The organism is Longispora albida DSM 44784 (assembly GCF_000379825.1).
GTDB classification, from domain to species: domain Bacteria; phylum Actinomycetota; class Actinomycetes; order Mycobacteriales; family Micromonosporaceae; genus Longispora; species Longispora albida.
Genome location: NZ_KB903813.1, coordinates 138,292 through 164,945 on the forward strand (window position 1 = coordinate 138,292; position 26,654 = coordinate 164,945).

The 26,654-nt window shown below is 70.2% G+C and carries 23 protein-coding genes; 15 read left to right on the forward strand and 8 right to left on the reverse strand.

The features are described 5' to 3' along the window. Positions 1-715: 715 nt before the first annotated feature. The 4 genes from A3G1_RS40250 to A3G1_RS0100610 all read left to right on the forward strand — a co-directional run bounded on the left by A3G1_RS40250 (position 716) and on the right by A3G1_RS0100610 (position 2,582). Positions 716-895, forward strand: coding sequence for a putative dsRNA-binding protein (locus A3G1_RS40250; RefSeq protein ID WP_281167824.1), 180 nt, complete (start codon positions 716-718; stop codon positions 893-895). A gap of 334 nt (positions 896-1,229) precedes the next feature. Then, positions 1,230-1,724, forward strand: coding sequence for a hypothetical protein (locus A3G1_RS0100600; RefSeq protein ID WP_157640817.1), 495 nt, complete (start codon positions 1,230-1,232; stop codon positions 1,722-1,724). A gap of 159 nt (positions 1,725-1,883) precedes the next feature. Next, positions 1,884-2,318, forward strand: coding sequence for a hypothetical protein (locus A3G1_RS0100605; RefSeq protein ID WP_018347514.1), 435 nt, complete (start codon positions 1,884-1,886; stop codon positions 2,316-2,318). A gap of 12 nt (positions 2,319-2,330) precedes the next feature. Further along, a complete protein-coding gene (locus A3G1_RS0100610; protein ID WP_157640818.1) occupies positions 2,331-2,582 on the forward strand; it encodes a hypothetical protein in 252 nt (83 codons plus the stop codon). A gap of 100 nt (positions 2,583-2,682) precedes the next feature. Here the strand turns inward: A3G1_RS0100610 and A3G1_RS37955 are convergent, their stop codons facing one another. After that, on the reverse strand, positions 2,683-5,427 hold the full coding sequence (locus tag A3G1_RS37955; protein ID WP_157640820.1) for an SEL1-like repeat protein: 2,745 nt from the start codon (positions 5,425-5,427) through the stop codon (positions 2,683-2,685). Positions 5,428-5,898: 471 nt separating this feature from the next. On the opposite strand from A3G1_RS37955, the gene A3G1_RS0100620 reads away from it, so the two are divergent. Beyond that, complete coding sequence (locus tag A3G1_RS0100620) at positions 5,899-7,341, forward strand: hypothetical protein (protein ID WP_026211664.1); 1,443 nt, start codon at positions 5,899-5,901, stop codon at positions 7,339-7,341. Positions 7,342-7,874: 533 nt separating this feature from the next. Here the strand turns inward: A3G1_RS0100620 and A3G1_RS37960 are convergent. Both A3G1_RS37960 and A3G1_RS0100635 read right to left on the reverse strand, forming a co-directional pair. Further along, entirely contained in the window at positions 7,875-8,864 is a 990-nt protein-coding gene (locus tag A3G1_RS37960; protein ID WP_018347519.1) for a GNAT family N-acetyltransferase, read from the reverse strand. 54 nt (positions 8,865-8,918) lie between these two features. Continuing rightward, positions 8,919-9,626, reverse strand: a complete 708-nt coding sequence (locus A3G1_RS0100635) for a LysR substrate-binding domain-containing protein (RefSeq protein ID WP_018347520.1) — start codon at positions 9,624-9,626, stop codon at positions 8,919-8,921. Positions 9,627-9,684: 58 nt separating this feature from the next. Here A3G1_RS0100635 and A3G1_RS0100640 point away from each other — a divergent pair, with 58 nt between their 5' ends. The 3 genes from A3G1_RS0100640 (at position 9,685) to A3G1_RS41565 (ending at position 10,612) form a co-directional block, all read left to right on the forward strand. Beyond that, on the forward strand, positions 9,685-10,062 hold the full coding sequence (locus tag A3G1_RS0100640; protein WP_026211665.1) for a DUF5997 family protein: 378 nt from the start codon (positions 9,685-9,687) through the stop codon (positions 10,060-10,062). 97 nt (positions 10,063-10,159) lie between these two features. Then, complete coding sequence (locus tag A3G1_RS40255; protein WP_018347522.1) at positions 10,160-10,375, forward strand: hypothetical protein; 216 nt, start codon at positions 10,160-10,162, stop codon at positions 10,373-10,375. A gap of 114 nt (positions 10,376-10,489) precedes the next feature. Continuing rightward, positions 10,490-10,612, forward strand: coding sequence for a hypothetical protein (locus A3G1_RS41565; RefSeq protein WP_018347523.1), 123 nt, complete (start codon positions 10,490-10,492; stop codon positions 10,610-10,612). Positions 10,613-10,668: 56 nt separating this feature from the next. Here A3G1_RS41565 and A3G1_RS40260 read toward each other — a convergent pair whose 3' ends face one another. The 5 genes from A3G1_RS40260 to A3G1_RS0100675 all read right to left on the reverse strand — a co-directional run bounded on the left by A3G1_RS40260 (position 10,669) and on the right by A3G1_RS0100675 (position 17,694). Then, positions 10,669-10,806, reverse strand: coding sequence for a hypothetical protein (locus A3G1_RS40260; protein ID WP_018347524.1), 138 nt, complete (start codon positions 10,804-10,806; stop codon positions 10,669-10,671). Positions 10,807-10,911: 105 nt separating this feature from the next. Beyond that, positions 10,912-13,797 (reverse strand): AfsR/SARP family transcriptional regulator, encoded by a 2,886-nt coding sequence (locus A3G1_RS32500; RefSeq protein ID WP_051110380.1) that lies wholly within the window; start codon positions 13,795-13,797, stop codon positions 10,912-10,914. A gap of 487 nt (positions 13,798-14,284) precedes the next feature. After that, positions 14,285-15,262: a serine hydrolase gene (locus tag A3G1_RS37965; RefSeq protein WP_018347526.1), complete on the reverse strand. Its 978-nt coding sequence runs from the start codon at positions 15,260-15,262 to the stop codon at positions 14,285-14,287. A 209-nt stretch (positions 15,263-15,471) separates the two neighbouring features. Further along, a complete protein-coding gene (locus tag A3G1_RS32510; protein ID WP_051110381.1) occupies positions 15,472-17,292 on the reverse strand; it encodes an Hsp70 family protein in 1,821 nt (606 codons plus the stop codon). Positions 17,293-17,337: 45 nt separating this feature from the next. Further along, positions 17,338-17,694 (reverse strand): nuclear transport factor 2 family protein, encoded by a 357-nt coding sequence (locus A3G1_RS0100675; RefSeq protein WP_026211666.1) that lies wholly within the window; start codon positions 17,692-17,694, stop codon positions 17,338-17,340. 117 nt (positions 17,695-17,811) lie between these two features. Here A3G1_RS0100675 and A3G1_RS0100680 point away from each other — a divergent pair, with 117 nt between their 5' ends. The 7 genes from A3G1_RS0100680 to A3G1_RS37970 all read left to right on the forward strand — a co-directional run bounded on the left by A3G1_RS0100680 (position 17,812) and on the right by A3G1_RS37970 (position 26,651). Next, a complete protein-coding gene (locus A3G1_RS0100680) occupies positions 17,812-19,236 on the forward strand; it encodes a serine hydrolase domain-containing protein (RefSeq protein ID WP_018347528.1) in 1,425 nt (474 codons plus the stop codon). Further along, positions 19,236-20,183 (forward strand): sensor histidine kinase, encoded by a 948-nt coding sequence (locus tag A3G1_RS32515; protein WP_018347529.1) that lies wholly within the window; start codon positions 19,236-19,238, stop codon positions 20,181-20,183. Before A3G1_RS0100680 ends, A3G1_RS32515 begins: the two co-directional genes overlap by 1 nt. Positions 20,184-20,220: 37 nt before the next feature. Beyond that, a complete protein-coding gene (locus A3G1_RS0100690) occupies positions 20,221-20,886 on the forward strand; it encodes a response regulator (protein ID WP_018347530.1) in 666 nt (221 codons plus the stop codon). A gap of 78 nt (positions 20,887-20,964) precedes the next feature. Continuing rightward, the gene (locus A3G1_RS42250) at positions 20,965-21,576 is read left to right on the forward strand and encodes an alpha/beta fold hydrolase (RefSeq protein ID WP_425411367.1); all 612 of its coding nucleotides are present in this window, start codon (positions 20,965-20,967) and stop codon (positions 21,574-21,576) included. Between the two features lie 329 nt (positions 21,577-21,905). Then, positions 21,906-23,453: a non-homologous end-joining DNA ligase gene (gene ligD, locus A3G1_RS0100700; RefSeq protein WP_018347532.1), complete on the forward strand. Its 1,548-nt coding sequence runs from the start codon at positions 21,906-21,908 to the stop codon at positions 23,451-23,453. Between the two features lie 18 nt (positions 23,454-23,471). Next, the gene (locus A3G1_RS0100705) at positions 23,472-23,702 is read left to right on the forward strand and encodes a DUF6158 family protein (protein WP_051110382.1); all 231 of its coding nucleotides are present in this window, start codon (positions 23,472-23,474) and stop codon (positions 23,700-23,702) included. A 93-nt stretch (positions 23,703-23,795) separates the two neighbouring features. Continuing rightward, a complete protein-coding gene (locus A3G1_RS37970; protein ID WP_018347534.1) occupies positions 23,796-26,651 on the forward strand; it encodes a hsp70 family protein in 2,856 nt (951 codons plus the stop codon). Positions 26,652-26,654: the final 3 nt, after the last annotated feature.

The window sequence follows — 26,654 nt, forward strand, 5'->3', positions numbered from 1 at the left end:
CCGGCTCCCGGCTCCCGGCTCCCGGCTCCCGGCTCCCGGCTCCCGGCTCCCGGCTCCCGGCATCAACGATTGGGATACCTGCCGGTTATGGATGCGCCGAGCGGGGATGGCGCTCGCGGAAGCTGTGGCAAGGTCAAGACGGTGCACCCGATGACCGTATAGCCAGGAAGCGGTTCGGCGAAAAGCGGTCAGGCAAAGACACGCACTCTGGGATGAGGGTATCTGGGGTGAATCGACATAAGTCAACTAAAAGCCTCGCCAATTCGCCGGGCGGGTGTACATCCCCTCTGGGTGAGGCGGCGGCTGCTAGGGAAATCAGGAACGAGGTGCCATCAGCAAGCGGCGTATGTCGATGATCAATCGCTGGTCCGGGCGACTCGCGCGGCCTCCGCGTCGTTATACATGCAGACGATCGGGCCACCGCTTCAGGTGGCGGGAGGTGCTGGCATGGGCAGGCAGAAGCGTGGTGACGGCGCAAGCGATGCGGTAGTCGTCGAGGCTGATGGGATGTTGTGGAAGCCAAGGCCGGGAGCGCGGATCAGCGCAGAGGTGTTCCTGGCTGCGCGCAGGTTCTACTTCGGAACACTGGAAGCGGCTGAGTGGAATCCGTGGCTGAGGGAGGAGCGGGCTGCGGATTCCTCGCGCAACGGGCAGGCACCCCGCCGGTGAGCCTGGTCTACGAGCTAGAGCAGGCAGGGCTCATCCACGTTCCCGCCTGGACGGACAGCCAGGAAGGCCCTCACACCAGCCGACTTTCACGGTGACCATCACCGTCATACGCCGCGATGGCAGCGACTACCTCAGCGGCACGGGATCCGCGCCCGCCAAGAACGCGGCCCGCACCGCCGCCGCTCAGGAACTACTCCGCGAACTCGCCGCGCCACCGGTGCCCTGACCGCCACTCAACCCGCCCGCTCTCGCGCCGATCGGGCCTTTGCGGCGCGCCGCGCTGGGCCCGCAGCAAGTCGGTGCTGGGCTGTGGCGTCCAGCCCGGCGCCCTCCGCACCCGCTGGGCCGGGATAAGGCCGCACGTGAACGGGCCGCGCGGTTCCTCCACGATCGCTGCCGCCCTGGCGCAACTCGCCCCTCGGAGCCGGTCCATCTCCACCGCGACGGCATCGCTCCTGGCCCCCAGATGCGCCCCGAACCTAGGTTAGGAAAGCAATAATTGGTCTGTGTTTGATAATAATTGCTGCACCTTGGGTGAGCCTGGCCCAGGCGGATGGACTTTGACGCGCCGCACTGCAGACGTCCTTCACGCCTGCCTGCAATACCTCGCCGCAGGCCTTCGCTCCGACATCGAGGAACGCGGGGGCGAACCCGTGACAGACCCCGAAGACTGGAAAGTGATGGGATGCCTGCCGCGCATCACCTGGACAACGACCACAGCCTGGCGCCGCCGCCTTGCCCTGGCCGCCGACGATCTGATCTGTGACCTTGAAGAGGGGCGATGGCCGATTGCCCACTGCGCAGGCGAAGCCGCCGTGCTGTGGCTGGCCATCACTTACTCGCCACACCTGACGGACACTATCGCTGCCTTCGGCGATCACCAGGCACTCCCTGACCAAGAGGGCGACTACGACTGGCAGAAATGCGAAGAACTCATCCTCGCCAGCGACCACGACGACCGGCAGTGCTTCGACTACCGCGATCTCCCCGCCTGGTGGTTCGTGCCATTTAGCGGAGCCGAACCACGTGACCTCAGGCGCGAGCCGCAATCCTGAAGCTACCCATTAACGGTGTCGGTGACCTTGGTTTCCCCGCCCACCTGTCCAGGTCAGCCGAGGCCAGAGGCCGTCGTCGCCTGGCGCATCCACAAGGCGAAGATCTTTCGCGCTAGTTACCCGGAGAAAAATGTCATACCCGGGCAATACCGTCGCTCTGTGATCAATCTTGCTGACCTGGCCGCGTCCGTCGTCGACTTCGCGGCCAGCAATACTCTGACCATCATTCCGGCCGTTCCCGAGAAGGGCAGGGGGCCCGAGGTCCTGCTCACTCCCGGCAACCAGGCGCTCCCGCAGTTCCTCGAACTGGTGCTCGCTTGGGGTGGCGGGGCCGTTTACCTCCAGACGGTCATGTTCGATCCAGACGAGGAAGGCGACGCCGGTGAAGAGTTCGCCCGGCTGCGCAAGAAGGCGGGCCAGATCGGGGAGATCAACGTCGCCTTCGTCTCCGGCGGACTGGTGCACTTCTGGACGCAGGTCGAACCGTGGCTGGCGGAGTGGCGCGACGGCGCCGACGCCCGCCACCGCCAGCCAGCCCCATCGCAGCGCCAGGACGGCGGTGACCGGCCTGGCGAGGTCGATCAGGCCCGGTAGGTGAAGGAGATCGTGGAACGACTGCTTGCCGATCCAGAGTTCCGGGCAGCTAAACAGGGGGCGCGGCAGCGGATCGCCAAGCTCGCGGTCCCGGAGGAGGTCAGCCGGTGGGCGGGCTGGGAGGTGACCAGTCAGGCATGCGAGCGGGCCGAGCACCTCGCCGCCCGCGCCGATGGTTTCGCGCCCCCGGCTGGCGTGCGCGACGAGCTCTATGCCCAGGCCCAGAGGGTGACGAGGAACCCGCAGCGCACCAGCTTGCTTTGACGGGCTGGAGTCGCGGCGGCGGCCGGCGCGGTATTGCTGCGAGAGCAGGGTGGTCGGCTATCTCAGTGATGAGGCTGGTGCCGTCCTTCTCGCGTTGGCTTTAATTTGACCCCTCAAGCCTGTGCGCCGCTTGCGGGTGCCCGAGAGCGGCCGCACGACGCCAGCAGTTCTGGGCTCCGCCCAGATCGCCTCGTTGGTGGAGTAGGAACCCGAGGTTGTACATCGCGCGAGAGTGTCCGGCTTCGGCGGCCAGGTTGTACAGTTCCTCGGCCTTGGGCAGGTCACCTCGCCGGTGCAGCAGTACGCCGAGGTTGTACGTCGCGCCGATGTTCCCAGCATCTGCGGCGCGGCGGTACAGCTCCTCGGCTCCTGCCAGATCACCGCGTTTCTCTTTCAGCGCGCCGAGGTTGGTCATCGCGTTGGTGTTCCCGGCGTCTGCGGCGCGGGTATACAACTTCTCGGCCCCGTCCGCATCGCCCCGGTTCTCTACCAATACGCCAAGGTTGCTCATCGCATTGGTATCCCCGGCGTCGATGGCCCGGTTGTACAACGCTTCGGCTCCAGCCGGATCGCCGCGCTTTTCCGTCAGTACGGCGAGGTTCGTCATCGCGTTGGTGTTCCCGGCGTCGAGGGCCCGGTTGTACAGTTCCTCTGCTCCGGCCAGGTCACCCCGGTGCTCCACAAGTACGCCGAGGTTGTTGATCGCGTCAGCGTTGCCTGCGTCTGCGGCGCGGCGGTACAGCTCCTCCGCCCCAGCCAGATCACTTCGCCTCGCCAATAGCCTGCCTAGATTGTTCAACGCGGCGACGTTGCCTGCGTCAGCGGCGCGGCGGTGTAGTTGCTCAGCCCTGGCCAGCTCGCCACGCTTCACGAGCAGCAAGCCAAGATTGGTCATCGCGTTGGTGTCCCCTGCGCCGATAGCCCGGTTGAACAGCTCCTCAGCCCTGTCCAGGTCGCCACGCCTCTCCACCATTACGCCAAAATTGTTGAGTGCCGCGGTGGACCCGGCTTCGATAGCCCGGTTGTATAGATCCTCGGCCTTGGCCAGGTCGCCACGCCTCTCCATCAGCAGGGCAAGATTGTTCACTGCGCTGGCGGACCCGGCCTTGATAGCCCGCTTGTACTGTTCCTCGGCCCCGGCCAGGTCGCCACGCTTTCCCAGCAGCACCCCGAGGTTGCTCATCGCGTCTGCGTTCGCGGCGTCGATGGCCCGCTTGTACTGTTCCTCGGCCCCGGCCAGGTCACCACGCCTCTCCAACAGCACCCCGAGGTTGCACAACCCCTCAGCGCTCCCGGCGCCGATAGCCCGGTTGTACAGCTCCTCGGCCTTGGCCGGGTCGCCACGGTTTTCTAACAGCACACCCAGGTTGTTCAGCGCGTCGGTGGCCCCAGCGTCGGTGGCCCGGTTGTACAGTTCCTCGGCCCCGGCCGGATCACCCCACTCAGCCAGCATCACCCCGAGGTTGAACATCGCGAAGGTGTTTCCTGCGTCGGCTGCGCCTCGGAGGGCTGTCTCGGCGATGGTGTTCTCACCGGCGTAGTAGGCGGTGAGCCCGATATTTATCTGCTGTTCGGGACCGGCGAGGCCGAGTAACGCGTGCCATGTGGCGGCGCCAATGGGTGCTGCGGCTAGAGGGCTGGGTGGCTGGCCGGCCTGGTCGAGGAGGTAGTCGGCGGCCAGGTAGGTGTTCCCTGCCAGGGGTGTGAGGCAGGAACTGGTGTGAGTCCCCGCGAGTGGTCGGCTGGCACGGGAGAGTGCTTGGTCGATCGCGGGAAGGTCGGCGCGGCGAAAGGGGCCGGGCAGATAAACGGGTGCGAGGGTTTCCAGGACCCTGGCGGGAATGGGCAGGTGGAACCCGGCTCTGCGGCAGTCCACGGCGGCGCTGATCACCGCCCTGGCCAGGTGTGCTGCGGGCGTGTCGCCGTTGGCCCAGTGGTCCAGCATCGCTGGGCCGGCAATCAGGTACTCGCCAAATCCGGCCGCCGTGGCGACAGCGTCACGGATCCGGGTGTCTCCGGCCTGGGCCTGGGCCTGGGCGGTCATGGCACGCTCGCGTTCCGGGCCGCTGAGTGTCTTGTCAAGGACGATGAGACGGCCGTTCTGCTTGAGCTGGTGGATCAGGCGGGCACCTGGCCGCTGGATACCGCTGCTCTGGCGGTCTTGCCGGGAACTGGTCTCAGCGTCCAGGAGGGCGTCGAGTTCGTCCTGCCGGATCGTTGCCACCACAGCGACATCGGTACGGTCCGGCGGACAGAGCCTCTCCACCAGTGCTTCGTCAAGACCGGCGGGTACCAGGAAACGCTCCAGGTCGTCGAGCCACACGACCGCGTCACGTACCGTAAACCCTTCATCCAGCAACGCGCGCAGCGCCTCAGGTGCCGACGGCACCAGCAGCGACCGCCGCGCCAGAAGCGGTGCCCCCAGCAGCGCGGCTGCCGCCCGGGTCTTTCCAGCCGTGGCAGCACCATGCAGGACAACCATCCCGCCCCGGCTCGCTAGCCCGGCGAGTACCGCATCAACGTCACGGCCCACATATCCGGTCAGGCCGAACTGTGCGGTACCCAGAGGCTGCTTCACCCCCAGGTCCACCGGTGCCACCTCGCCCGCTCGAGGTGGCTTCCCGTTACTCGTGAACCGCAGGTACGCCGTCACGTCCACCGAGGCCCGTGCCGACGAAAGCTTCTGGCAGATCCACGCAAGAGCGGTACCCACCGCGACCAGCATCGACACTATTGAGGCGATCTCGTTGCCTAGCGTGGTGCCCTTCGCCAGCGCCAGCCACACAGTGCACCCCAGAACCATCACGGCCACTAGGCCGAACAGGACCTGCCATGCCGCACGCATCTCGCCATTGTGGACCACTGGTCCGCCCAGCAGCTCACCAGAGCATCGGCGGAGGTCAGATGATGGTCAAGCTGGCGGGCGTGCCTGCGGGCTGGGACCGGTACCAGGTGGCACGGTGGGGGTACGGGGGAAACAAGAAGACCGAGAAGGCTGGCGAGCGCCGCTACGAGGTTCTGGATAGGGCGCTGACCGCGTTGCGGGAAAGCGGGCTGCGGGGGGAACCTCCACGACCTGAACTACTGGCGCACGCTGGAACGCGGATGGGCGATCGAATGGCAGCAAGGCCCCATCGCGCATGAGGTCGCCGCCGAGCTTGTTCGCCAGAGCGTGACGCCGAACGAGTGGCCAGATGCCGTGCCTGGCCGTGTCGTGCCTGCCTGAGAAAAGGCCCAAGCCCCGCTCCCACGAGGCGCCTCGCCGCGGTGGTCGTGTGGGCCGCCGACAGCACGATCCACATGAGATGCTGGCTTGGTGAAGCAAGCTGAGCTGGTGGTCGGTGACGTCTACGCTTTCCCGACGTACAAGCCGTATGACGATGCTCCCTTGGTGGCGTGCGTCCGGGTGGTGTCCGTCGACGGGAACGGCAAGGTGACCGTGCGGGTGGTAGAGCCGGGCGCCATGCCCCCAAAGGGCGCGTGGGGTGCCCAGGCGGTCAAACGGAACGAGAAGCTGCAGGTCACTACGCGGTCGATCGTCTGCCCGTGGGATGAATGGCCGGTGCACGCTGAATCGATCAGGGCTGAGCAGCGGGCGGTCCAGGCGAAAAACGCAGCCCGGCGTCTTGAGGCGGAGGAGCGTCATGCGGATCGTGTCCTGGTCGATGGCGCGAGGGCACTGCCCGTCCGATACCGCGATGAACTGCTCGACGACCACGAGTACGACGGGGAGCGCGACGCGCTCGCCGAGGCGTACATCACGGCCCGGAAGTTAGGACCGTACGCGAAGGCCGAAGACGTCAAGGGGCTTCTCGAAGACTTTCCCTTGCTGGTGGCGCGGGACATCATCGCAGCCGACCCCCGGGACCAGGGTGCGCCCGGCACTGTCGGTGCCACCTTTATGCGGGCGGCCCGGGTGCTTGAGGCCGCCCAGTACCCCAGCGAAACGGTGCTGCACCCGGATGACCTGCTCGGCGAGTCCGATGTCGCGTTCGTCGAAGCGGTCTGCGGCAGCATCGCCGCCGCTGGGGGTGAGGTAGTGCTGCCTGTTGTGCCGCCCCTGCCGTCCTGGGTGGATGAGGAGCACCGCACCGTGGCGGGCTCCCTGGGCTGGTTGCGGGTGGCGATCGGAGACACCTACAGCGGGCAGCGTGTGCACGCAGTCGGATGCAGGAGGGTGCAGTCGCGGCCCGTATCGCAAGCCGACCACAAGCCTTGGTGGCTGCTCATGCTGGAGTCGCGGGACCGGTTGTGCGGCGTGTGCGATGGGCCGGGCGCGCGGGACCTCAAAGCGCTAGCCAGCTTCGTGGCCGCCGCCGACGTGTGGCGCGATCGCGAGGGCGGCGAGATTGAACCCTGGCAGCAAGTCGCGCTGTTGCGGCTCCTAGCTGCAGCCAGTGCGGCAAGGGCGGTGATCGCTGAACCTGATATCACCCTCGCGACCCGGATCACCACAGCCCTGGCTGACAATGCTCCCGGCGAACTGGGGTGGGCAGCCTATGCGCTGATGCGCGGAGCCTGGGGCCGCCGGGAACTGCAACGATTCACGCCGCAGGAGCAGGAATCGGCACTCGCCCTCGCACGTGATCGTCTCGCGACGGCAGAAGCAAGCCTGCCGGACTCGCAGCGGCCTATCCGGCTGCCACAGCGGGCAGACCCGGATCTAGTGCGCCAGCGGTACCAAAACCTCAAGACCCTCCTGGAGGACACTGTTCCGCAACTGGACCGCCTCCTGTTCACCCTCCCTGGCGCTGACTAACCCTGGACCAGGGTGCCGGGACACGGAAGCGCCTACCCCCCCGAATCAAGAGCTTTCCTGCCGGATGGAGCACTGACCGCAGTTTCGGCGCCCTGGCCTCGTGGCGGCCCGCCAGGTTAGCGAAACAGCGGAGCAGCAACGGAGCAACACGGCCTCAGAATATGGACAAAAGCCGCTCGATATCAATCTATATTGCCTGGTCGGGGTAATTTATAGTACATCTGACCTGGAATCCTACGGATCAGAAGGTTAGGGGTTCGAGTCCCTTCGGGCGCACAGTAAGACAGAGGGTCTGACCAGCGGAAACGCAGGTCAGGCCTTCTTCTTTTTCTTCCCCTTGCCCTTGCTGGTAGCAGAATCGCCGAGCAGCAGGTTCCCGACGCTGGCCGAGACCTCCTTCAGCATCTCGTCCCAAGGGCGGCCCAGTTGCGTGCGGGACGGTCGAAACGTCTGGCCAGCTGAGAGCGAGTCAGCGTTCCTTCTCTGCGGGTCGTCCTGAGCGGACGTTCGTGCAGGGTGATGGTGACAGGTGATCAGGGCAGGGATACCGAAGTGGTGTCTGCTTCGAAGTTGAGGTGGATGGCGCGGGTTTCGAAGCCGAGGGCGCGGTTGATGCGGAGCATCGCCTCGTTGTCTGAGGCGTTGGCGGTGTGGACGCGCTCGGCCTGCGGGTACTCGGCGGTGAGCCGGGCGAGCATCGCGGTCTTCATGGCGAGCCCGAGGCCGTGGCCCCGGTGGGCGGCCAGCACCGCGGTGTCGTCCTGCTGCGCGGTGGGGACGCCCTCACGGATGTTGACGATGGTGTGGCCGGCGACGGCGCCGGTGGCCTCGTGTACGGCTGCCACGACCAGGTGCGCGAGGCCCGCTTCGCGGCGGGTGGCTTCGTGGTCGCGGACCTTGCTGCCGGTCCAGCGGGGCGAGCGGTAGCTCATCTGGTGGTGGGGTGCGTCGTCGATGGCGCGGCGGGCGGCGGCGTAGGACTCCAGGAGTTCGTCCGGGGCGCTGCCGGTCCAGGTTTCCAGGCGGTACCCGGCTGCGACGGCGGACGGTGCGGGCTGGGTGCCGAGTTCGAGAAGCTGGACGTGGTGCCGGTACGCCTGCTGGAAGCCGCGGTGCCGCACCCAGGCGGGACCCGGGCTGGCCTCGTTGACGCAGGGGGTCAGCAGGCGGGGCCGGCCGGCGAGTTCGGCGGCGCGGACCGGTGGCGCGAGGAGGGCCGAGCCGATGCCCCGGTCGCGGTGGGCCGGGTGGACGTTGACGCAGATCGCGGCCAGCTGTTCGTTCGGGGATTCGAGCTCGCCCAGCCAGGACAGCCCGATGAGTTCGCCTTCGCCGGAGCGTGCCACCCAGAACTGGTACCGGCCCGGCCACGAGGGCTGTTCGCGCAGCAGAGCGTCCATCATGGCCCGCGGAGGCGGGGGGAACTGGGGAGCGTCGGCCGCTGTCGTCGCGGCGCGCAGCCGGTAGTGGGCGTCGTAGTCGGCTTCGGGAGCGGCGTGCGGATCGAACGATTCGACGATCATGACAGTGGAAACTACCCGGATCGATGCAGCTCCGCTGTCCCGTTCAATCCCGTCTCAGCGGCGCTTGCGGCGTTGCTGGGGGCCGGGTGGGGTGCGGCGGGGGCGTTTGGCCGGTTCGGGGTTCCGGGGCGGGGGTGGTGGCTGGGTGCGGCCGCGGGTGCTGTTCGCTGTCCGGCCCCGGACGACGCCGATCATCTCCTCGATCAGCTCGTCGTCCTCCTGGTCGCGTAGCCAGGCGAGCGCGACGGAGGACTGCGGGGCGTCGGTGACCACGCGGTAGGTGACGTCTTTGCGGTTGTGGAGCCGGGCGAGGGACTGCGGGACGAGGAGCACGCCGACGGTCGCCGCCACGAGCTCGACAGCGTCCGGGGTGGTGGCGGGGCGGTCCGTGGTCACCGTCAGGTCCGGTGAGCTGGTGAGCGCGAGTACGTCGTCCAGCGGCTGGGTGAGCGTGTAGCCGGCCAGATCAGCGACCGTCAGCTCGCCGGACGCGGCGAGCGCGTGATCGCGGGGCATCACGACGACGGTCGCCTCGGTGTACAGCGGGATGGCGTGGAACGTCTCCTGGTCGACGGGCAGCCGGACCAGGCCGGCGTCGGCGCCGCCATCGAGGAGGGGGCCGAGCTGGGCGTGCGCGGCCGGCACGATCCGCAGGGCGACGCCGGGTTGCCGCTCCGACCACACCCGGTTCCACTTGTCGACCGTGACGCCGGGGACGATCAGCAGGCGGAACGTCGCGGGCGGGCGATCGGCGGCGGGCATGCTGGTCAGGGTACTGGGGGAACCGCCCGCCCAGCGGCCGGCCCGCTAATCTGGCCAGGTGAGCAAGCCCAAGAAACCCCAGATGATGAAGCCCTCGACGGCAGCGTTGAAGCTCGAGGTGTACCTGCCGGCCACTCCACCGGAGTTCCAGGAAGGCATGGTGTCCCGGGAGGAGTTCGACGATCTCCAGCGCAACCCGCCGCCGTGGCTCGCCGAGCTGCGCAAGAACGGCCCGCACCCCCGGCACGTCGTCGCCGCCCGGCTGCGCGTGTCGAACAGCGGGCTGGCGCGCGGCGGTATCACGGAGCCGCTCACGACCGAGCAGATCGCGGCCCTGATCGCCGACCCGCCGGCCTGGCTGGTCCGTGAGCGCGAGACGTTCGCCGAGGTGCAGCGCGAGCAGCGGGAGCTCAAGGAACGGGAACGGCAGCAGTAAACACGTACTGACATGTGGTGTCAGCGGGGTCGGCGAGCCTTCCGGCATCAACTCGACGACGAAGATCTCCCGCCCCCGCAGCGTCACCCTGGCTGGCGTGCTCCAGTTTCTCTTCGCTTGCGCGTTCCTGATCGCTCCGGTGGCCGGGATGGTCTACGGGGCCGACGTGCAGGCCGCAGCGGAGGCCGAGCTGGCCAGGCAGGGCTTCTCCGGCTCGCTGCTGGCTGACAAGGCCATCCGGTTCGACGAGAGCGGCGTGGCCATGATCGTGCGGTCGGTACGGCGCTCGTCGTGGCGCTGCTCGGCTGGCTGAACCTGGCCGGGCGGCGGGCCGGGCGGATCACGACGCTGATCCTCCAGCCGCTGTTCCTGCTGCTCGACGTGTTCGTGCTGGCCAGCCAGCTCGGGCAGGCGAAGTACCTACGCCGTGTACCTCTCGTGGCTCCAGGCGCTCACGGATGGCCGGCTGGCACTCACCCCGGTGATCAGTGTGACCGTGATCGTCCTGCTTCTCCTGCCGCCGGCTCGCGCGTACTTCCGCCAGAAGTAGACAGACGGCGGCGCCCCGCCCGCGGGGAAGCTGGGCGGGGCGTGCGTGCCGGTGGTCTACCAGCCGTTGTCGATGCTGAGTGGCTTCGGGCCGTCGGCGGCCGCCTGCACGGACGGCGCGGTGGGTTCGGCCTGCTCCTCGGTCTCGTCGAGGGTCTCGAACTCGTCCTCGGTCAGGTCGGTGGTCTCGGTCATCGCCTCGCTCGCCTTCTGCGTTCCGCTGGTCTCCGTGCACGGAAGCCGTGCCGGAAAGTGCCTGCTCAGGCTATGGAGCGCCGGTCAACAAAACGTCAACGAAGGTCAACAGGCCGCAGGGGCGTCCAGGAGTGCTGCCAGGTGGGCCGCCGCCGGGTGGCCGGCCCGGCGGAGCAGGTCGTGGCCGTCGCGCCAGTAGCTGGCCGCGAGGTCCGGCTCGCCGGTGATGGCGTAGGCCGTGCCGGTCACGCCGAGGGCCTGGCCCAGCCCGGCCTCGTCGCCGACCAGGCCGAGGATCTGGGCGGCTTCCTCGGCGCAGGCCAGCGCCTCCTCCGACTGGCGGGCGTCCACATGCGCCTCTGCGAGGCGGATCAGCATCCAGCCCATCCCACGTCCGTGGTAACCCTCGGCGCGATAGATGGCCAGGCTTTCTTTGTGGTACCCGATGGCGAGCTCCAGGTCTCCCGACTGCCGGGCGACCCGGCCGAGCACGTGCAGCGCGTGACCCTCGCCCTCCACGCCACCCGCCTCGCGGTGCAGGTCCCTGGCCCGGCGGCCGGCGGCGAGCGCCTCCGGGTACCTGCCGAGTTCGCCGAGCGCCAGTGCCTGGTTGGCGAGCGCGTCGGCCTCGCCGGTCAGGTACCCGATGTCCTGGAAGAGCCGTTGCGCCTCGGCGCACAGATCGGCTGCCTCGGCCGGCCGGTTCATGGTCCAGGCGAGGGTGCCGGCGGACTTGCTGGCCCTGGCGAGGCTGACCGGGTCGCCGGCCTCCCGGCACAGCTCACGCAGGCCGGTCAGCCCGCCGAGGCCGGTCAGCTCGGTGTCGGCCTCCGCGACCCGGCCGCGCCCGGCGAGCAGCGTCCACGCCGCGTACCTGGCCCGCGCCTCGGCGATCGGCAGCCCGGCCTTCGCCGTCTCCGCCGCGACCTGCCGCGCGACCTGCTCGGCCTGTGACCAGCCCGGCTGCCAGTGCAGGGTGTCGATCAGGCCGAAGAGCAGGTCGGCGGCGAGCGCGCCCGGCTGCTGCCGGCAGGTGGCCAGCAGCCCGTCGTACTCCGTGGCCAGCCACTCGCGCGCAGCTCCCCGGTCGCCGATCGGGTCTCCGGGCTGACTGGTCGCCGCGAGCTGGCCGATCAGCGGGCTCGTGGCGGGGATCGCCGCCTGGAGCAGGTTCTTGACGGAGGCGAGCTGGTGGTCGAGCAGCCGGTGGAGTGCCGTCTCCCGTTCGCCGGCCCCGTCGAGTGCCTCGCTCGCCCGGCGGGCGGTGGCGCGGACCAGGTCGTGGTACTGGTACCTGCCGGGATGCGCCGAAGCCAGCAGGCTCGCGTCGACCAGTTCCTCGGCGATGGCTTCGGCCTGGCCGGGGTCGAGGCCGAGCACCGCAGCCGCGGCCCGTGCGGAGATGTCGGCGGCGTCCGGGGTGGCCAGCAGCCGGAAGGCGCGGGCGGCCTCCGGCTCCAGCTGCGCGTACCCGAGCCGGATCGAGGCCTCCACGGCCAGGTCCCCGACCCGCAGCACGTCGAGCCTGCTCCGTTCGTCGCGGAGCCGGCCGGCCATCGCTTCCAGCCGCCACGCTGGCCGGGTGGCGAGCCGGGCTGCGACGATGCGCAGCGCGAGCGGCAGGCGTCCGCACAGCTCGACGAGTTCGGTGGTGGCTTCGGGTTCCGCGTCGGCCCTGGCTGTACCGATCACGGCCCGGAGCAGGTCACGCGACTCGTCCAGGGTCAGCAGGTCCAGGTCGGCGGCGTGCGCGGGCAGGCCGGGCAGCCGGTGGCGTGCCGTGACGAGTACCGCGCACTCGGGCGTGCCCGGCAGCAGCGGTGTGACCTGCGCGAGGTCGGCGGCGTTGTCGAGGACGACGAGGATGCGGTGTCCGGCCACAGTGGAGCGGTACAGCGCGGCGCGGTCGGCCGGCTGGTCCGGGATCGCCTCCGCCGGTACGCCGAGGGCGCGCAGGAACCTGGTCAGCACCTCGGCCGGGTCCAGCGGCTCCGCCGCCATGCCGAGCAGGTCGACGTAGAGCTGGCCGCCGGCGAAGTCGTCGCGTACGAGATGAGCGAGGTGAACGGCGAGGGCGGTCTTGCCGGACCCGCCCGGCCCCGACAGCGCCACGACCGGCAGGCCCTTCCTGTGCCCAGCGGTACCGGTCAGCAGGCCGGCCAGTTCGGCTGTCAGCCCCGCCCGGCCGGTGAAGTCCGGGAGGTCGGCGGGCAGCTGGGCCGGCTGCGGTACGCGGTGCTGCGCAGGAACCGGCAGTTCGCCCGTGAGGATCTGCCGGTGGACCTCCTGGAGAGCCGGGCCCGGGTCGGCACCCAGCTCGTCGGCCAGCAGTTCCCTGACCTCCGCGTAGACCTGCAACGCTTCGGCGGCCCGGCCAGCCTGGTGCAGCGCTGTCATGTGCAGCTCGCGGAACCGTTCCCGGAGCGGGTGCGCGGCGGCCAGCGCGGCCAGTTCCCCGGCGACCTGCCCGGCCCGGCCGAGCCTCAGGTCCAGGTCGAGCCGGGTGTCGAGGATGCTGAGCCGCAGCTCGGCCAGCCGGTTGCGCTGGGCTGCGGCGTACGGGCCTGGCAGCCCGGCGAGCGGCTCGCCGTGCCAGGCGTCGAGGGCCTGGCGGAGCGAGGCCGACGCCGCCTGCTGGTCGGTGAGACCGGCGGCGTGCGCGACCGCGTGCTCCGCCGCCTCCAGGTCGAGGCTGCCGGGCGGGCGGCGGAGCAGGTAACCACGGCTGCCGGTCTGGAGCGCGTCACCGAGCACCTGGCGCAGCCGGGAGACGTACGTCCGGATCGTGCCGATCGCTCTGAGTGGTGGCTCCTCGCCCCACAGGCCGTCGATCAGTTCCTCGGCGGTGGCCAGCCGGCCGCCTCGCAGCAGCAGCGCGGCGAGCACCGCGCGCTGCTGCGGGGAGCCGAGATCCAGCTCGTGCCCGTCGTGCCAGGCGCGCACCGGGCCGAGCACGGCGAACCGTAAACCTGCTTTGTCCTGCGATGACACTGCCGCCCCCCTCAGGGCCACGAGACTGGGCCCTTGGTCCTGCCCGGTGGACAGGACTGCCGCCCCCACGGCAACCTGGGCAGTGTAAACAGGTTTCTTTCCTGACTGGATGATCAGCCGGCCCGAAGCCGCGAAGCCGACAGTCCACCATGTACTCCGCGTATGTGCCGACTACGTTCCGTGATCCTGGAGCAGTGCCGGCCACGCCTGCGGGCCGCAGGCCCCGCCCACCACGCGGAGCCACCTGAAATACCGGCAATTTCGGTAGTCCCAGCACTCCCAGCAATCCCGGCGCCGGCGAAGACCTGCTCCCAGCCGTCCGTGCAGTGGAGCAACGCAGCCATGGCCGTCCCCTCTGTGATCGCGCCAGTTGATCGCACGCCTCACGCCGATCCGTTGTGGATCGGGCGTGGTGTGTGATCAGCCTCGGAGATCCCGGTAGACAGCCGGTCAATAGCCGGTCAACGGCATCCTGCCGGGCGCGGAGTCACTCGTCGGGGAAGGTGGCCGGAGCCGGGGTGGGCTGTCCCGCCAGGATGGCGGCCAGGTCGGTGAGCAGCTGGCCGCCGGCGGCGATGCTGCCCGGCTCGGCTGGCATCGGGTACATCGCGGCGAGGACGTAGCGCTCGCCCGGGCCGAAGAATCCGACGGTGATCGTGTTCCAGCCGGAGACGTCGTCCCCCGCGTCCAGCCAGCCGTTCTTGACGCCCGGCCGCTGGGCGGGGCCCGCGCCCCACACCCCCCACCGCTGGACATCGCCGACCGAGCGCATCGCGGCCACCACCCAGGCCCGGTCCTCGGGGTGCAGCCGGTCCAGGACGTGGGTCATCAGGGCGACCAGGTCGGCGGGGCGGCAGGCGAGCGCACCCCAGTCGTTGTTGGTGCCTGCCATCTCCAGGCCCGTCATGCCGTACCGGTCGCGGAACACCTCGGTCAGGTCATCGGCGCCGTAGTGCTCCCAGACCCGGGTGGCCGCCTCGTCATCCGACACGTGCAGCATCAGCCCAAGGTCGTCACGGATGTCCGCTGTCAGCGGCTGGGCGCCCGACCTCGCCTCTTCGAGCGCGTAGGTGACGAGGGCGAGCTTGCTGGTCGAGCCCGTCCAGCTCACCCGGCCCGCCGGGCCTGCGGTGTGCCGGGCGCCGGTCCTGCGGTCGTACAGGATGAATGCAGGGTTTCCGGGGGCCGGGCCGACGAGAGCGCTGGCGGCAGCGAACCGGGGTGACCAGGAGCAATCCCACCCGCCGGCCACGCAGGACGCCGAGCCGTGAGCCGACTCCGGTGAAGGCGACCGCGCCGCCCGGCCTGCGGCATGCGTGACCGGCCCGGAGGTCAGCGGATAGGCCAGCCCCGCGCCCACCAGGACCGCGGACAGCGTCAGCAGCGCGACACGGGTCAGCAGTGCCGCGCGCGACGGCGAAGCCCCGGGGCTGCTGGCGGGGGATGCGCGACGTGGCGTGGTCACCAGGCCTCGCCTGCGGCCGACGCCAGAACCTCACATGAGTCATCGATGACGCCCAGCAAAGTCCACACTGTTCACATCCGGTCTGCCCGTGGCCACGGTGGCGTTTGCGCATGCGCATGGGAAAGGCCACCGGAGAAACTCTCTCCACTATCGACGGCAGGGCAGCCGCGTGCAACACGCGCCGCCGCCAGTCATTGAGTTAGGACCTCTCAGGCCTTGGGCATGACCGTGAAGATCTGCTTGGCCAGCTTGGCGGCCGCTTCCTTGAACTGGCTGCTCGGGCGCTCGTAACTGATCACGATGATGGACAGCGCCAGGTTGCCGCTGTAGGTGCACATGGTGAAACTGCTCATCACGTACCGCCCGGCCGACCCGCCCGGCAACGGCGACGTCCCCGAGGTGTCAGGGGTGTAGTTGTAGACGGCCTCCGTCCCGACGCCGGGAATCGTGCCCTTCTCGGTGGCCGGCTGCGCGGTCGTGGCGGAGCAGGTGCCCTTGGCGTTGGCCGCGTACTGGTGCGCCGTCGCGGTGACGCTGAAACTCGTGTACTGCGTGAGCGAGCCCGGCTGGGTCAGCGAGGCCGTGCAGGAGGTCACGCCGCCGTAGGTGCCGATGTCCGTGGGCTTGGTCGGGTACTGCTGCCGTGGCTCGCCGCCGAAGTCCTTGACCAGCGACCAGTCGGTCACAGCGCACAGGTCGACGTTGTACCCGTACCTCGGCCCGGAGGGCTGCTGCGCGCCCGTGGCCGACGGCAGCGGCCCGGGAGTACTGCCGTCGCCGCCTTTGTTGTCAGCGTGGGTGCCGCCGGGGGAGCGCTGGCTCGCCACGAGGTAGATCCCGCCCGCGACGAGTACTGCGAAGGCCAGCGCCCCGGCCGCGACGATCGCCGCGATCTTCCGTCCGCTGCGGGGCTTGGTCACGGCTCCGGGCGGCGGTCCAGCCATAGTGGACGGTTGCACAGGCACGAGGGGCGCCGTCGCGTGCAGGGCTCCCTCGGCGACGACCAGCTCGGGCTGTTCGAGGACGGTGGGCGCGATCCCGGTCGCCTGGTGCAGGGTCGTCGCCACGAGCGGTACCCGGGTCGAGCCTCCGACCAGGAACAACCCGGCCACCGTCGATGGGTCGAAACGGCGGAGCACGCTGGCGGTCAGCTCGGCCGCGCGGCTGAGCGGTACGCGGGCCGCCGCCGCGAACTCCTCCTGCCCGACCTGGAGATCGAGGCCGAGTACCTGAAGGGAGGCGTTGGGCTGGCGTGACAACGTCTCCTTGGCTGCCCGGGCGTCGTCCCACAGCTGCCGGGCGAGCCGGTGATCGTCCGCAATGGACGGTGTGGCGATCCGCGCCCACAGCGACGGGTCGACGGTGCGGTCCTCGACGGTCCGGCCGACGAGCCCGACGACGATCGCGTCCAGGTCCACGCCGCCGAAGTCCGGCATGCCCTCGACAGCCACGACCTCGAAGCCGTCCGCCGTGCGCCGTACCGCGCTGACGTCCAGCGTGCCGCCGCCGAGGTCGTAGACCACGACGATCTGCCCGGGGCCGACCCGGTGACCGAGGGCCGTCGCGAAGTACGCCGCGGCTGCCACGGGTTCGGGGACGAGGCGGGGCGCTGGCAGGCCTGCGGCCCGGGCTGCGTCGGCGAGGACGCTGCGGCGGACGGCGGCCCACGTCGCCGGGTACGTGATGGCGACGTCGCCGGGCATGACTCCGGCCACCCGCGTCGCCTCCTGCGCGACGGCCCGCAGCGTGGCGGCGATGAGCATGCCTGCGGGCAGCGAGTGCTCGCCGAGCAGCACGCCGCCGTCGATGATGTGCCGTTTGGGATTCGGCTCGTACCTGGCCGGCTCGGCCCGCCCGGCCCGCTCCGCGTCCCGGCCGATCAGCAGCCGGGCGTCGGGGGCCGCGAACACCGCCGACGGCAGCAGCGGCGAGGAGTCGAACAACAGCGGCCGGGTCCGGCCGTCCGGCCAGCGCAGCATGGCGACCGTGTTGGACGTTCCATAGTCGATGGTGAGCCGGAAACCATTCACGTCAGCGAGTGTATGGCCAGGGCAGGGATCACCTCCCGGGGGCGATCAGCCAGGAACGCGCATGTACCACTCGGTGAACTCCTCGCACTGGCCCTGCGCGTCGAGCCGGATCAGCCACAGGTTGCGGTACTCGCGCCGTTCGGCCTTGTACACCGTGTGGCCCTGCACCACCGCCAGCCCGTGCGACAGGCTGAGCAGGTCCCAGCTGAACTCGGTGTCGCCGGGCTCGTCGGCGTTCTCCAGCCACTGGCGGACGATGTCGGCGCGGCCGGTCCACGGCTCGGCGTACGGCGCGGTGAAGTAGCGGGCGTCCTCGGTGAACAGCACGCCGATGTCCTCGGCCCGGTTGCTGTTCCATGCCCGGACGTACCCGTCGATCCAGCCCGTCACCCGGGGATCCATGACCGCAGCGTAACCCCGCCCGGTGGCCGGCCGTGGCGGAACCACTGACGAAAGTCGGTATCGGCTCCCGCCCTTCGTGCACTGTCCTGACCTGCGGAAATTTCTACGGTTACCGGCATGATGATCAAGAGGATGGCCCTGGCGGGCGCAGCGGGCGCGATGGTCGCCGTGACCCTGGCGCCGGGGGCGGCGCTGGCGGAGACCGGCACGGCACCGGCCATGACCCCGGCCGCGATCGACGAGTACGTCTCCAGGTACGTGAACGAGACCGGCCTGCCGGGCGTCGCGGTGGCCGTGGTGAGGGACGGCCGGGTGCTGCACGCCGCCGGGTACGGGCGGGACGCGGAAGGCGCGCCGATGACCGCCTCGTCGCCGGTGTCGCTGGCCTCGCTGAGCAAGTCGTTCACGGCTGCCGCTGTGCTCCGGCTGGCCGATGACGGCAGGATCCGCCTCGACGAGCCGGTGGCCGCGCAGGTACCGGAGTTCCGGATGGCCGACGGGCGCGCGGGGCGGATCACCGTCCGCCAGCTCCTCAACCAGCGGTCGGGCATCTCCGACACCACAGTGGACATTCCGGCCGTGACGGGTTCGGGTTCGCTCCCGGAGGCTGTCGCGGCGCTGCGGAACGGGCGGCTCAGGGCCGATCCGGGTACGCGCTACGAGTACTCGAACCCGAACTACGTCCTCGCCGCCCGCCTGGTCGAGGTGGCCAGTGGTGAGCCGTTCCCCGTGTACCTCGACCGGGCCATCCTCCAGCCGCTCGGCATGACGGGCACTGCGGCGACGGGCGACCTGCCGCGCGGGCACATCGACGTGTTCGGCGTCTGGGTACCCAGGGCGGAGCTGGACGCCTTCGGCCTCGGGGCTGGCCGGATGGTGAGCAACGCCGGTGACATGGGCCGGTGGCTGGCTACTCAGCAGGACGGAGCCGGGGTGCTCAGCCCGGCAGCGAGGACCGCGATGCACACCCCGCCCGAAGGTGGTGAGTACGGCATGGGCTGGGCGCGCCGTACCGAGAACGGCAAACTCCGGATCGACCACGGCGGGAATCTGTTCACGGCCACCGGTTCGATGACGCTGGTTCCCGGTTCTGGCTACGGGTTCGCAGTGCTGTCGAACAGCGCTGGCATCACCGACGACGCGTACCCGATCGTGGATGGCCTGATCGCCCTGTCCGAGGGCCGCTCGCCGGGTGAGCCGGGCGCGGTGCTGCCCATTGTGGACGCTGTGCTCGCCGCGCTGACCGGGCTGGCTGCCGTCCTCGGTGTGCTCGGTTTCCGCCGGTCCCGCCGGTGGGCGCAGAAGCGCGCGGGTGCTCCCCGGTGGCGGGCGGGGCTGCGGATCGCGGGGGTGCTGGTGCCGGTCGCGTTGCTGGCCGGGTACATCCCCATGATCGAGTTTTTGATGGGTGGCAGGACGGTGACGCTGGGGCAGGTCGCCTACGCCTCGCCGGCCCTGCTGGTCCTGCTGAGCGTGGCGGCGGCAGCTGGGCTGGTCACGGCCATGATCAGGATTGTGCGGCTGCGGGTAGCCTTGCCGTGATGACGCAGGCACGATCCCTCCGCGCGGCCCTCGGACATGCCCTGGCGGCCCTCGCTCCGGTGATCGTCTGGAACTCGGTGGCTCTCGGGGCGTCCGTGCCCCCGGCCCGGGTGTTCCTGGCCGCGCTCCTGGCGGTGCCCGCCTATCTGGCCGGGCGCTGGCTGCCAGCCCTGGCCCCGCTGTGGCTCGCCGGCCTGGCGGGCGCGGTCAGTGTCCCGGTGTGGACGCGGGAGCCGTGGAGCGTGGCCGACGGCCTGATCGGGCTGGCGGTCACGCTGCTCTGCCCCTGGGCGATCGGCCGTTACCGCAGGCAGAACGCCGCTCTGCTCGCGGCGGCCGTCCAGCGCGCCGAGCAGGCCCGCCTCCTCGAACGCCACCGCATCGCCAGCGACATGCACGACTCGCTCGGCCACGGCCTGAGCCTCGTCGCCCTCCAGGCCGGCGCGCTCGAACTCGCCCCGGACCTCCCCGGACGGCACCGCGAGGCGGTCACGGCGCTGCGCGTCAACGCGGTCAGCGCCACGGAGCAGCTCCGCGAGATCCTGGGGCTGATGCGGGAGGAAGAGCAGCGTGCGCCGCTGGTCCCGGCAGGGGAGCCGGTCCGGGATCTCGTCGCCCGCGCCCAGTCTTCCGGTGTACCTGTGACGCTGTCCCCACCTGACGCCACCACCACTGACCGCACGGTGTACCGGGTGGTCCAGGAAGCCATCACGAACGCGGTGAAACACGCGCCCGGCGCGCCGATCACCGTCCAGCTGGCCGCCGGCGGTGTCACTGTCCGGAATGGACGGCCCCGAGCCGCGGCCTCCGGGGCTGGCGGTCCGGGGCAGGGCCTGGCCGGGCTGGCGGAGCGAGTACGCCTCGCGGGTGGCACGTTCCGTGCGGGTCCGCTACCGGACGGCGGGTTCGAGGTCGCTGCGGAGTTTCAGGTGGCCGCGATCTCATGATCTGCTGCGCCCCGCCGCCCCCGATGCTGGAGGAACGATGATCCGGGTACTGCTGGCCGACGACGAGCTGATGATCCGCGCCGGAGTGCGGGCGATCCTCACCACCGACCCCGGCATCGAGGTAGCCGCCGAGGCCGGCGACGGGCGCGAGGCGATCGACCTGGCCCTCGCGCACCGGCCCGGCGTCGCGGTACTAGACGTGCGGATGCCGAAGCTCGACGGCCTGGCCGCCGCAGCGGAGATCCGGCGCACGCTACCGGAGACGGCCGTCGTGATGCTGACGACGTTCGGAGAAGACGACTACGTGGCGCGGGCGCTGGCGGCTGGCGCGGCCGGCTTCCTCCTCAAGGCCGGCGACCCGCGCGAGCTGATCGCCGGAGTGCGGGCCGTCGCCGAGGGCGGAGCGTACCTGTCGCCGCGCATCGCGCACCGCGTCATCACCGAGCTCGGTGGCGCCCGGCTGGCCCGGACAGCCACGGCCCGCGAACGCTCGGCCTCGCTCACGCCCCGGGAGAAGGACGTACTGGCGCTGGTCGGGGCCGGGTTGTCCAACGCGGCCATCGGCCGTCAGCTGCACCTGGCCGAGGGCACGGTGAAGGCGTACATGACCACGATCATGGGGCGGCTCGAAGCCCGGAACCGCGTGCAGGCCGCGATCATCGCCTACGAGGCGGGGCTGGTACCGGGGCCGGGGAACGGTTAGCTTGCTGCGACGTGGCTGGAGACCGGGCACGGAGCTTTCCACGTCGAGGACCACGGCCCGCATGACGCGCCGGTCCTGCTGTTCGTCCACAGTGGACCAGGGGCGAGCTGTTACGAGTTCACGGAGTACCAGGCCGGGTACCTCGCGCGGTCGGTGCGGCTGATCGCGCTGGACCAGCGTGGCGTGCTGAGGCCGGCCCCGCTCCCGCCCGGCGGGCCGCTGTCCGAGGCCGATCTGGTGCGCGACCTGGAGACCGTGCGGCAGGCCCTCGGGGTGCGGAGCTGGTCGGTGCTGGGGCATTCGCATGGCGGGCGGGTGGCGCTGCGATACGCGCTGGCCTGCCCGGACGCGTGGACCGGGTCGTCTTCGAGTCGCCGGGCTGGGACGTCGCCGGATCAGCCGGCCGGCTGCGCGCCGCGGCCCGCGTGGACGCCCTCGCCGGAGCTTCGGGCCTCGCGGCCTGGGACGCCACAGTGGAGATTCTTGGCAGGCTGGGGACCAGGCGGAACGAGCTCTACGTCCGCGCCCCCGAGGCAGCCAGGAGGATGGCTGACTGTGTCGCCTCGGCACCGTTCCCGGCGGAGCTGTGGGCGCGCTGCGGCGAGCACGGTGCCGCGATCGCGAAGGACTCCGGACTGCACGAGTCGCTGCTCCCGTCGCTGGGTGCGCTCACGCAACCCGCGCTGCTGATCCTCGGCGGCCGGGACCCGGTCGCGGGGGAGGCGGAGCTGGCGGCGTTCGGCGCGGTACGCGACGGGCGGGCCGAGGTCTTCCCCGACGCCGGCCACTTCGTCCACCTGGAAGAACAGGCGCGATGCCTGACTGAGGACTTCTCGATCACTGAGTGACGGAACGGCCGCCCGGATGCCCCGAAGGCCCGGGCGGCCGTTCTGTGTCCGGTTCTGTGCTGTTTTCCTGGGGCGCTTCCGGGGCCGGGCCGGCGTTCGGTGTTTCGAGTCCGGGCGGAGTGGTCATTGATGTGTGATGGGAGGTGAGTCTCCGGGACGGAGCCGAAAGGGATGAAGCGGGCTGCGAAGGCGCAAAGTTCCGGCCTGGCGGAGTACCAGAGCCGCCGGGACTTCACCCGTACCCCGGAACCGGCGGCGGGCGGCGGCCCCTCGGGAACGGGGCGGAGGTTCGTGGTGCAGCGGCACCGGGCGCGCGCACTCCACTACGACTTCCGGCTGGAGATCGACGGAGTGCTCGTGAGCTGGGCCGTGCCGAAAGGGCCGACGCTCGACCCCGGCGTGCGGCGGGCAGCCATCCACGTCGAGGACCACCCGCTGTCGTACTACGACTTCGAGGGCGTCATCCCGGCCGGGCAGTACGGCGGCGGCGACGTGATCGTGTGGGACGCGGGCACGTGGCAGCCGTACCCGGCAGACGCCGACCCGGCGCGAGAGCTGGAGGCGGGCACCCTGCACCTCGACCTGGCCGGCGAGAAGCTGAAAGGGCGCTTCGTCCTGGTACTGACGAAGAAAGAAGCCGCGAAGAAGGAGCAGTGGCTGCTGTTCCACAAGCACGACGAGCAGGCCGTGGAGGGCTGGGACCCGGAGGACCATCCGGCATCCGTCCTGTCGGGACGGACCAACGAGGAGGTCAAGGCGCACCCCGAACGGGTATGGCAGTCCAACCGGGGGCCGGTGGGCGAGGCGCTGGACGCGCTCGGGCAGCTCGGCGGGGCCGGCCGGTGGGAGGCGTTCGGCCGCGAGGTGGCGGTGACCAACCTCGACAAGGTCCTGTTCAGCGGATCGGGGTCAGAGCCGGCTGTCACGAAGCGGGAACTGCTGGAGTACGCGGCGAGGATCGCGCCGGTCGTGCTGCCGTACCTCACCGGCCGGGCGATCAACCTCCACCGGTACCCGGACGGTGAGGCCACCCCCGGCTTCTGGCAACGCCACCTGCCCGCCCACGCCCCCGGCTGGCTGGAGCGCTGGGCCAGCCCCGACGGCGGAACCTCCCTCGTGATCAGCGAACCCGCCGCCCTCCTCTGGGCCGTGAACAACGGCGGAGTGGAGTGGCACGCGTGGACCTCGGCGACCGGCGCGCCGGACCTGCCGGGGTACGCGCTGATAGATCTTGATCCGGGGGAGGGCACGTCATGGGAGGACGTGCTCGTCCTCGCCCGCCTCCACCGGACAGCCCTGGAGCACCTGGGCCTGAGCGCCTGCGCGAAGACCACCGGCCGCCGAGGCATCCAGATCTGGGTACCGATCGCGCCCGGGCCGACATTCGACGAGGTCAGAGCATGGGTGGCCCAGCTGTCCACAGCCGTCGGCGCTGTCGTACCCGAACTGGTGAGCTGGCAGTGGCAGCGCGAGGACCGGGCAGGCCGCGCCAGGCTGGACTACACGCAGAACGCCCAGCACAAGACGCTCGTCGCCCCGTACAGCCCGCGAGCCGTGACCGGTGTGACCGTGTCGGCGCCGATCACGTGGGCCGAACTCGACGACCCGCACCTCGACCCCGGGCTCTTCACGATCCGGACCATGCCGGGGCGCGTCGAGGCCGCCGGGGACCTGTTCCGGCCGGTACAACGCCATGACCAGCAGCTACCCGAACTGTGAGCAGCAGAAGACAAGGATGTGGTGACAGTGGACGAATATGCCGAACAGCTGGGCATCGACCCGGCCGAGCTGAGTGAGGACGACGTGATCCGCGAACTGGAGAGCCTGCACCGGACCCGGCTGGACACCCTCCGGCACGGATCAGCGGCAGCACTCGACCACCACCTGCGCCGCACCGCCGAGCTGGAAACCGAGTACCTGGCCAGGCACCCCGGCCGCGAGGTCGACCCCAACCGGCTCCGCGGCTGACCCGCTCCACGGTTGTCATGGTTTGTTAAAGGGCCGAAACCCGACCGAATGACCGTACGCAGGTGGCGGGCTTGTCGCGTAGATTGACAAGCCGTGCGCATCGGGATCGATCTGGGTACCTCCAACACTGTCGCAGTGCTCCGCTGGCCAGATGGGCGCACCCGCAACCTGCTGTTCGACGGCGGCCCGCTGCTGCCCTCGGCCATCTTCCGTGACAACAGTGGCGTGCTGCACGTGGGCCGCGACGCGCTCCGGCTCGCAGCCCTCGAACCAGCCCAGTTCGAACCCAACCCCAAGCGGCTCATCGACCAGCGGACCGTCCTCCTCGGCGACCAGCCCATCCCCGTCGTCGACCTGCTCGCGGCGATCCTGAAGAAAGTCGCGGCCACCGCGCGCGAAGCAGCCGGAACGCTCCCCGAAGCCGTCCTCACCTACCCGGCAGCCTGGGGCCGGCCCCGCCGCGACGTCCTCGTCGCAGCCGCCGCCCAGGCCGGATGGCACCACCCCCAGCTCGTACCGGAACCGATCGCCGCCGCCCGGTACTTCACCTCCGTCCTCCGCCAGCCCGTGCCGCCCGGCGGAGCTGTCGCCGTCTTCGACGTCGGCGGCGGCACAGTGGACGTCGCGGTGATCGGCGCGGATGGCGACGGTACCGGCCTCACCGTGCTGGGCTCGGGCGGCGTCGCCGATGTCGGCGGCGTCGACATCGACCACGCGATCATCGAACACCTCGGACGGCTGCTGAGCCCGGCCCACCCGGAGGAGTGGAAACGCCTCATCGGCCCGCAGAACGAGACGGACAGGCGCAACCGCCGGTTCCTCTGGGAAGACGTCCGCGGCGCGAAGGAGATGCTGTCGCGGACCACCAGCGCACCCCTGCCAATCCCGAGCATCCCCGGTGCCGTCCACCTGACCAGGGACGAACTCGAACAGCTCGCCACGCCGCTGCTGCTGCCGGCCGTCGCCGCCGCCGAAGAAGTACTCGCGGCGAGCCGCATCCCGCGCGACCGGATCACGATCTTCCTCGTGGGCGGGGCGAGCCGCATGCCGGTCGTCGCCCGGCTCCTGCACACCCGCCTCGGCGTCGCGCCGACCGTCCTCGAACAGCCAGAATTCCCTGTGGCGGAAGGCGCGCTGATGGGCGGCGCGCCGAGCGGGGACCGGAGCCCGGTGCCCGTACTGGGCGCCGCGCCGGCAGCCGAGGAGCGGGAAACCGACCGGGAGCTGCCGATCTGGCCGGTCGAACCGCCGTTGGCTGTCGCGCCGGTTCCGGTTCCGGGTCCTGTCACTGGTGGGACGGTGCCTCTGCCCTCGGGAGGCGGCGCGCCGGTTTCTGGTACTGAGGTTCGCGGGTTTGCGCCGCCAGTGAGTCCGGAAGTCCTTGGTACTGGCGCTCCGGCGTCTTCGGTGACTGTGCCCGTGGTGGCTGGGGCGCAGACCTCAGCTCCGCCGGTTTCTTCAGTCCCGCCGGCTCAGCAGGTTCCGGGCGGTGGGCATGCCACGGGAACTCTTTATGGTGTACCGGCTCAGCAGTCCGGACATCCACAGTGGACTCCACCCGTCACGGGACCGCCAGCCCTTCCCGTACCGGGGCCGAGGAAGCGGAAAGGGCGCGTGGCGTACCCGGTGCTCGCCGGGCTGCTCGTCCTCGCACTGGTGGCAGCCGGAGCCTGGTGGCTCAACCGGGACAAGGCCAAGGACCAGGGCGACTCCGCCGGATCGGCGACAATCGCGTTCGAGCTGGCAGCGGAGGCGCCGCTCAAGGGCGCCGGCGGCAAGGCCACGAGGCTCGCCACGTACGGGGACATCCTGTACCTGGCCAGCCCGGTCGCCAGCGATGTCGAGGTCAGCGCGATCGACCTGCGTACCAGGAAAGAGAAGTGGACCAAGCGCGTCGGGGGCGGTACCGCGGCGCAGGAGCTGGTAGCGGGGCCGACCGGTGTGCTGGCCCGCGCGACGGACGGGCCGCTGGTGCACTTCGCCGCGGAGAACGGGCAGCCCACCAGGTACGCGGAAAAGATCGGTAAGGAGGCCGACACGCCGCGCCTGGCCAAGGACCGGGTGGTCCTGATCCGCCAGCAGAACATCACCGGCAGCTCCACAGCGAACAACGCGCAACTGTGGAGCCTGCCGTGGACACCCAACATCATCCGGCTGTACGCGGTCACCACCTGGGCGGAGGAAGGACGGCCGCTACAGCTGGACCAGTCGTACACGCAGCAGCCAGCCCACGAACGCCAGCAGCTGCTGATGCTCGACAAGGCGACCGGCGCTCGCCTGATCAACGTGGGGGATGGCACGTTCACGCCCTCACCATCCGAGGCCGGATGGTCGTACAGCGACACGTTCCTCGGGTACGGGGACCACATCTTCGTCACGTCGCCAGGTACCGGGAAGAAGCTGCGGGCCTACAAGACCACCGACCTGCGGAAACCGGTGTGGGAGGCGAGCATCCCGGCCGGCCAGCGGGCGCACTGGCTCAACATCTGCGGCGAGAACCTGGTCTGCCTGCTCAGCGGCGACGCCGACGCCAAGGGGAGCACGCAGCTCACCGCGTACGACGTGAAGGGCGGAACTGGGCCGCGCTGGTCCCGGTCGTTTCCGGCGCTCTCGTGGGTCGCGGCGATCGGCGGCCGGATCGGCGTGAACCACACCGGCGGCGCGGCACTCCTCAACCCGGCGGACGGTACTCCGGTGAAGTCCTTCCCCACATCGGTGATGATGCGCGCCGACGCCAAGACCGGGATCCTGTTCACGAACACGAACACGAACACGGCCATCAACACGGATGCGGTCGGCCCGACGACGATCAGCCAGGTTGCCGTGGACTCGCTCACGGTCACCGAGATCGGCAAGGGGAAGGTGCAGGCCAACTCCTGCCTGGCCACCGCCGCGTGGGTGACGTGCCTGGACAGCAGCAAGTACTACCTGTGGCAGCGCAAGAACTGACCC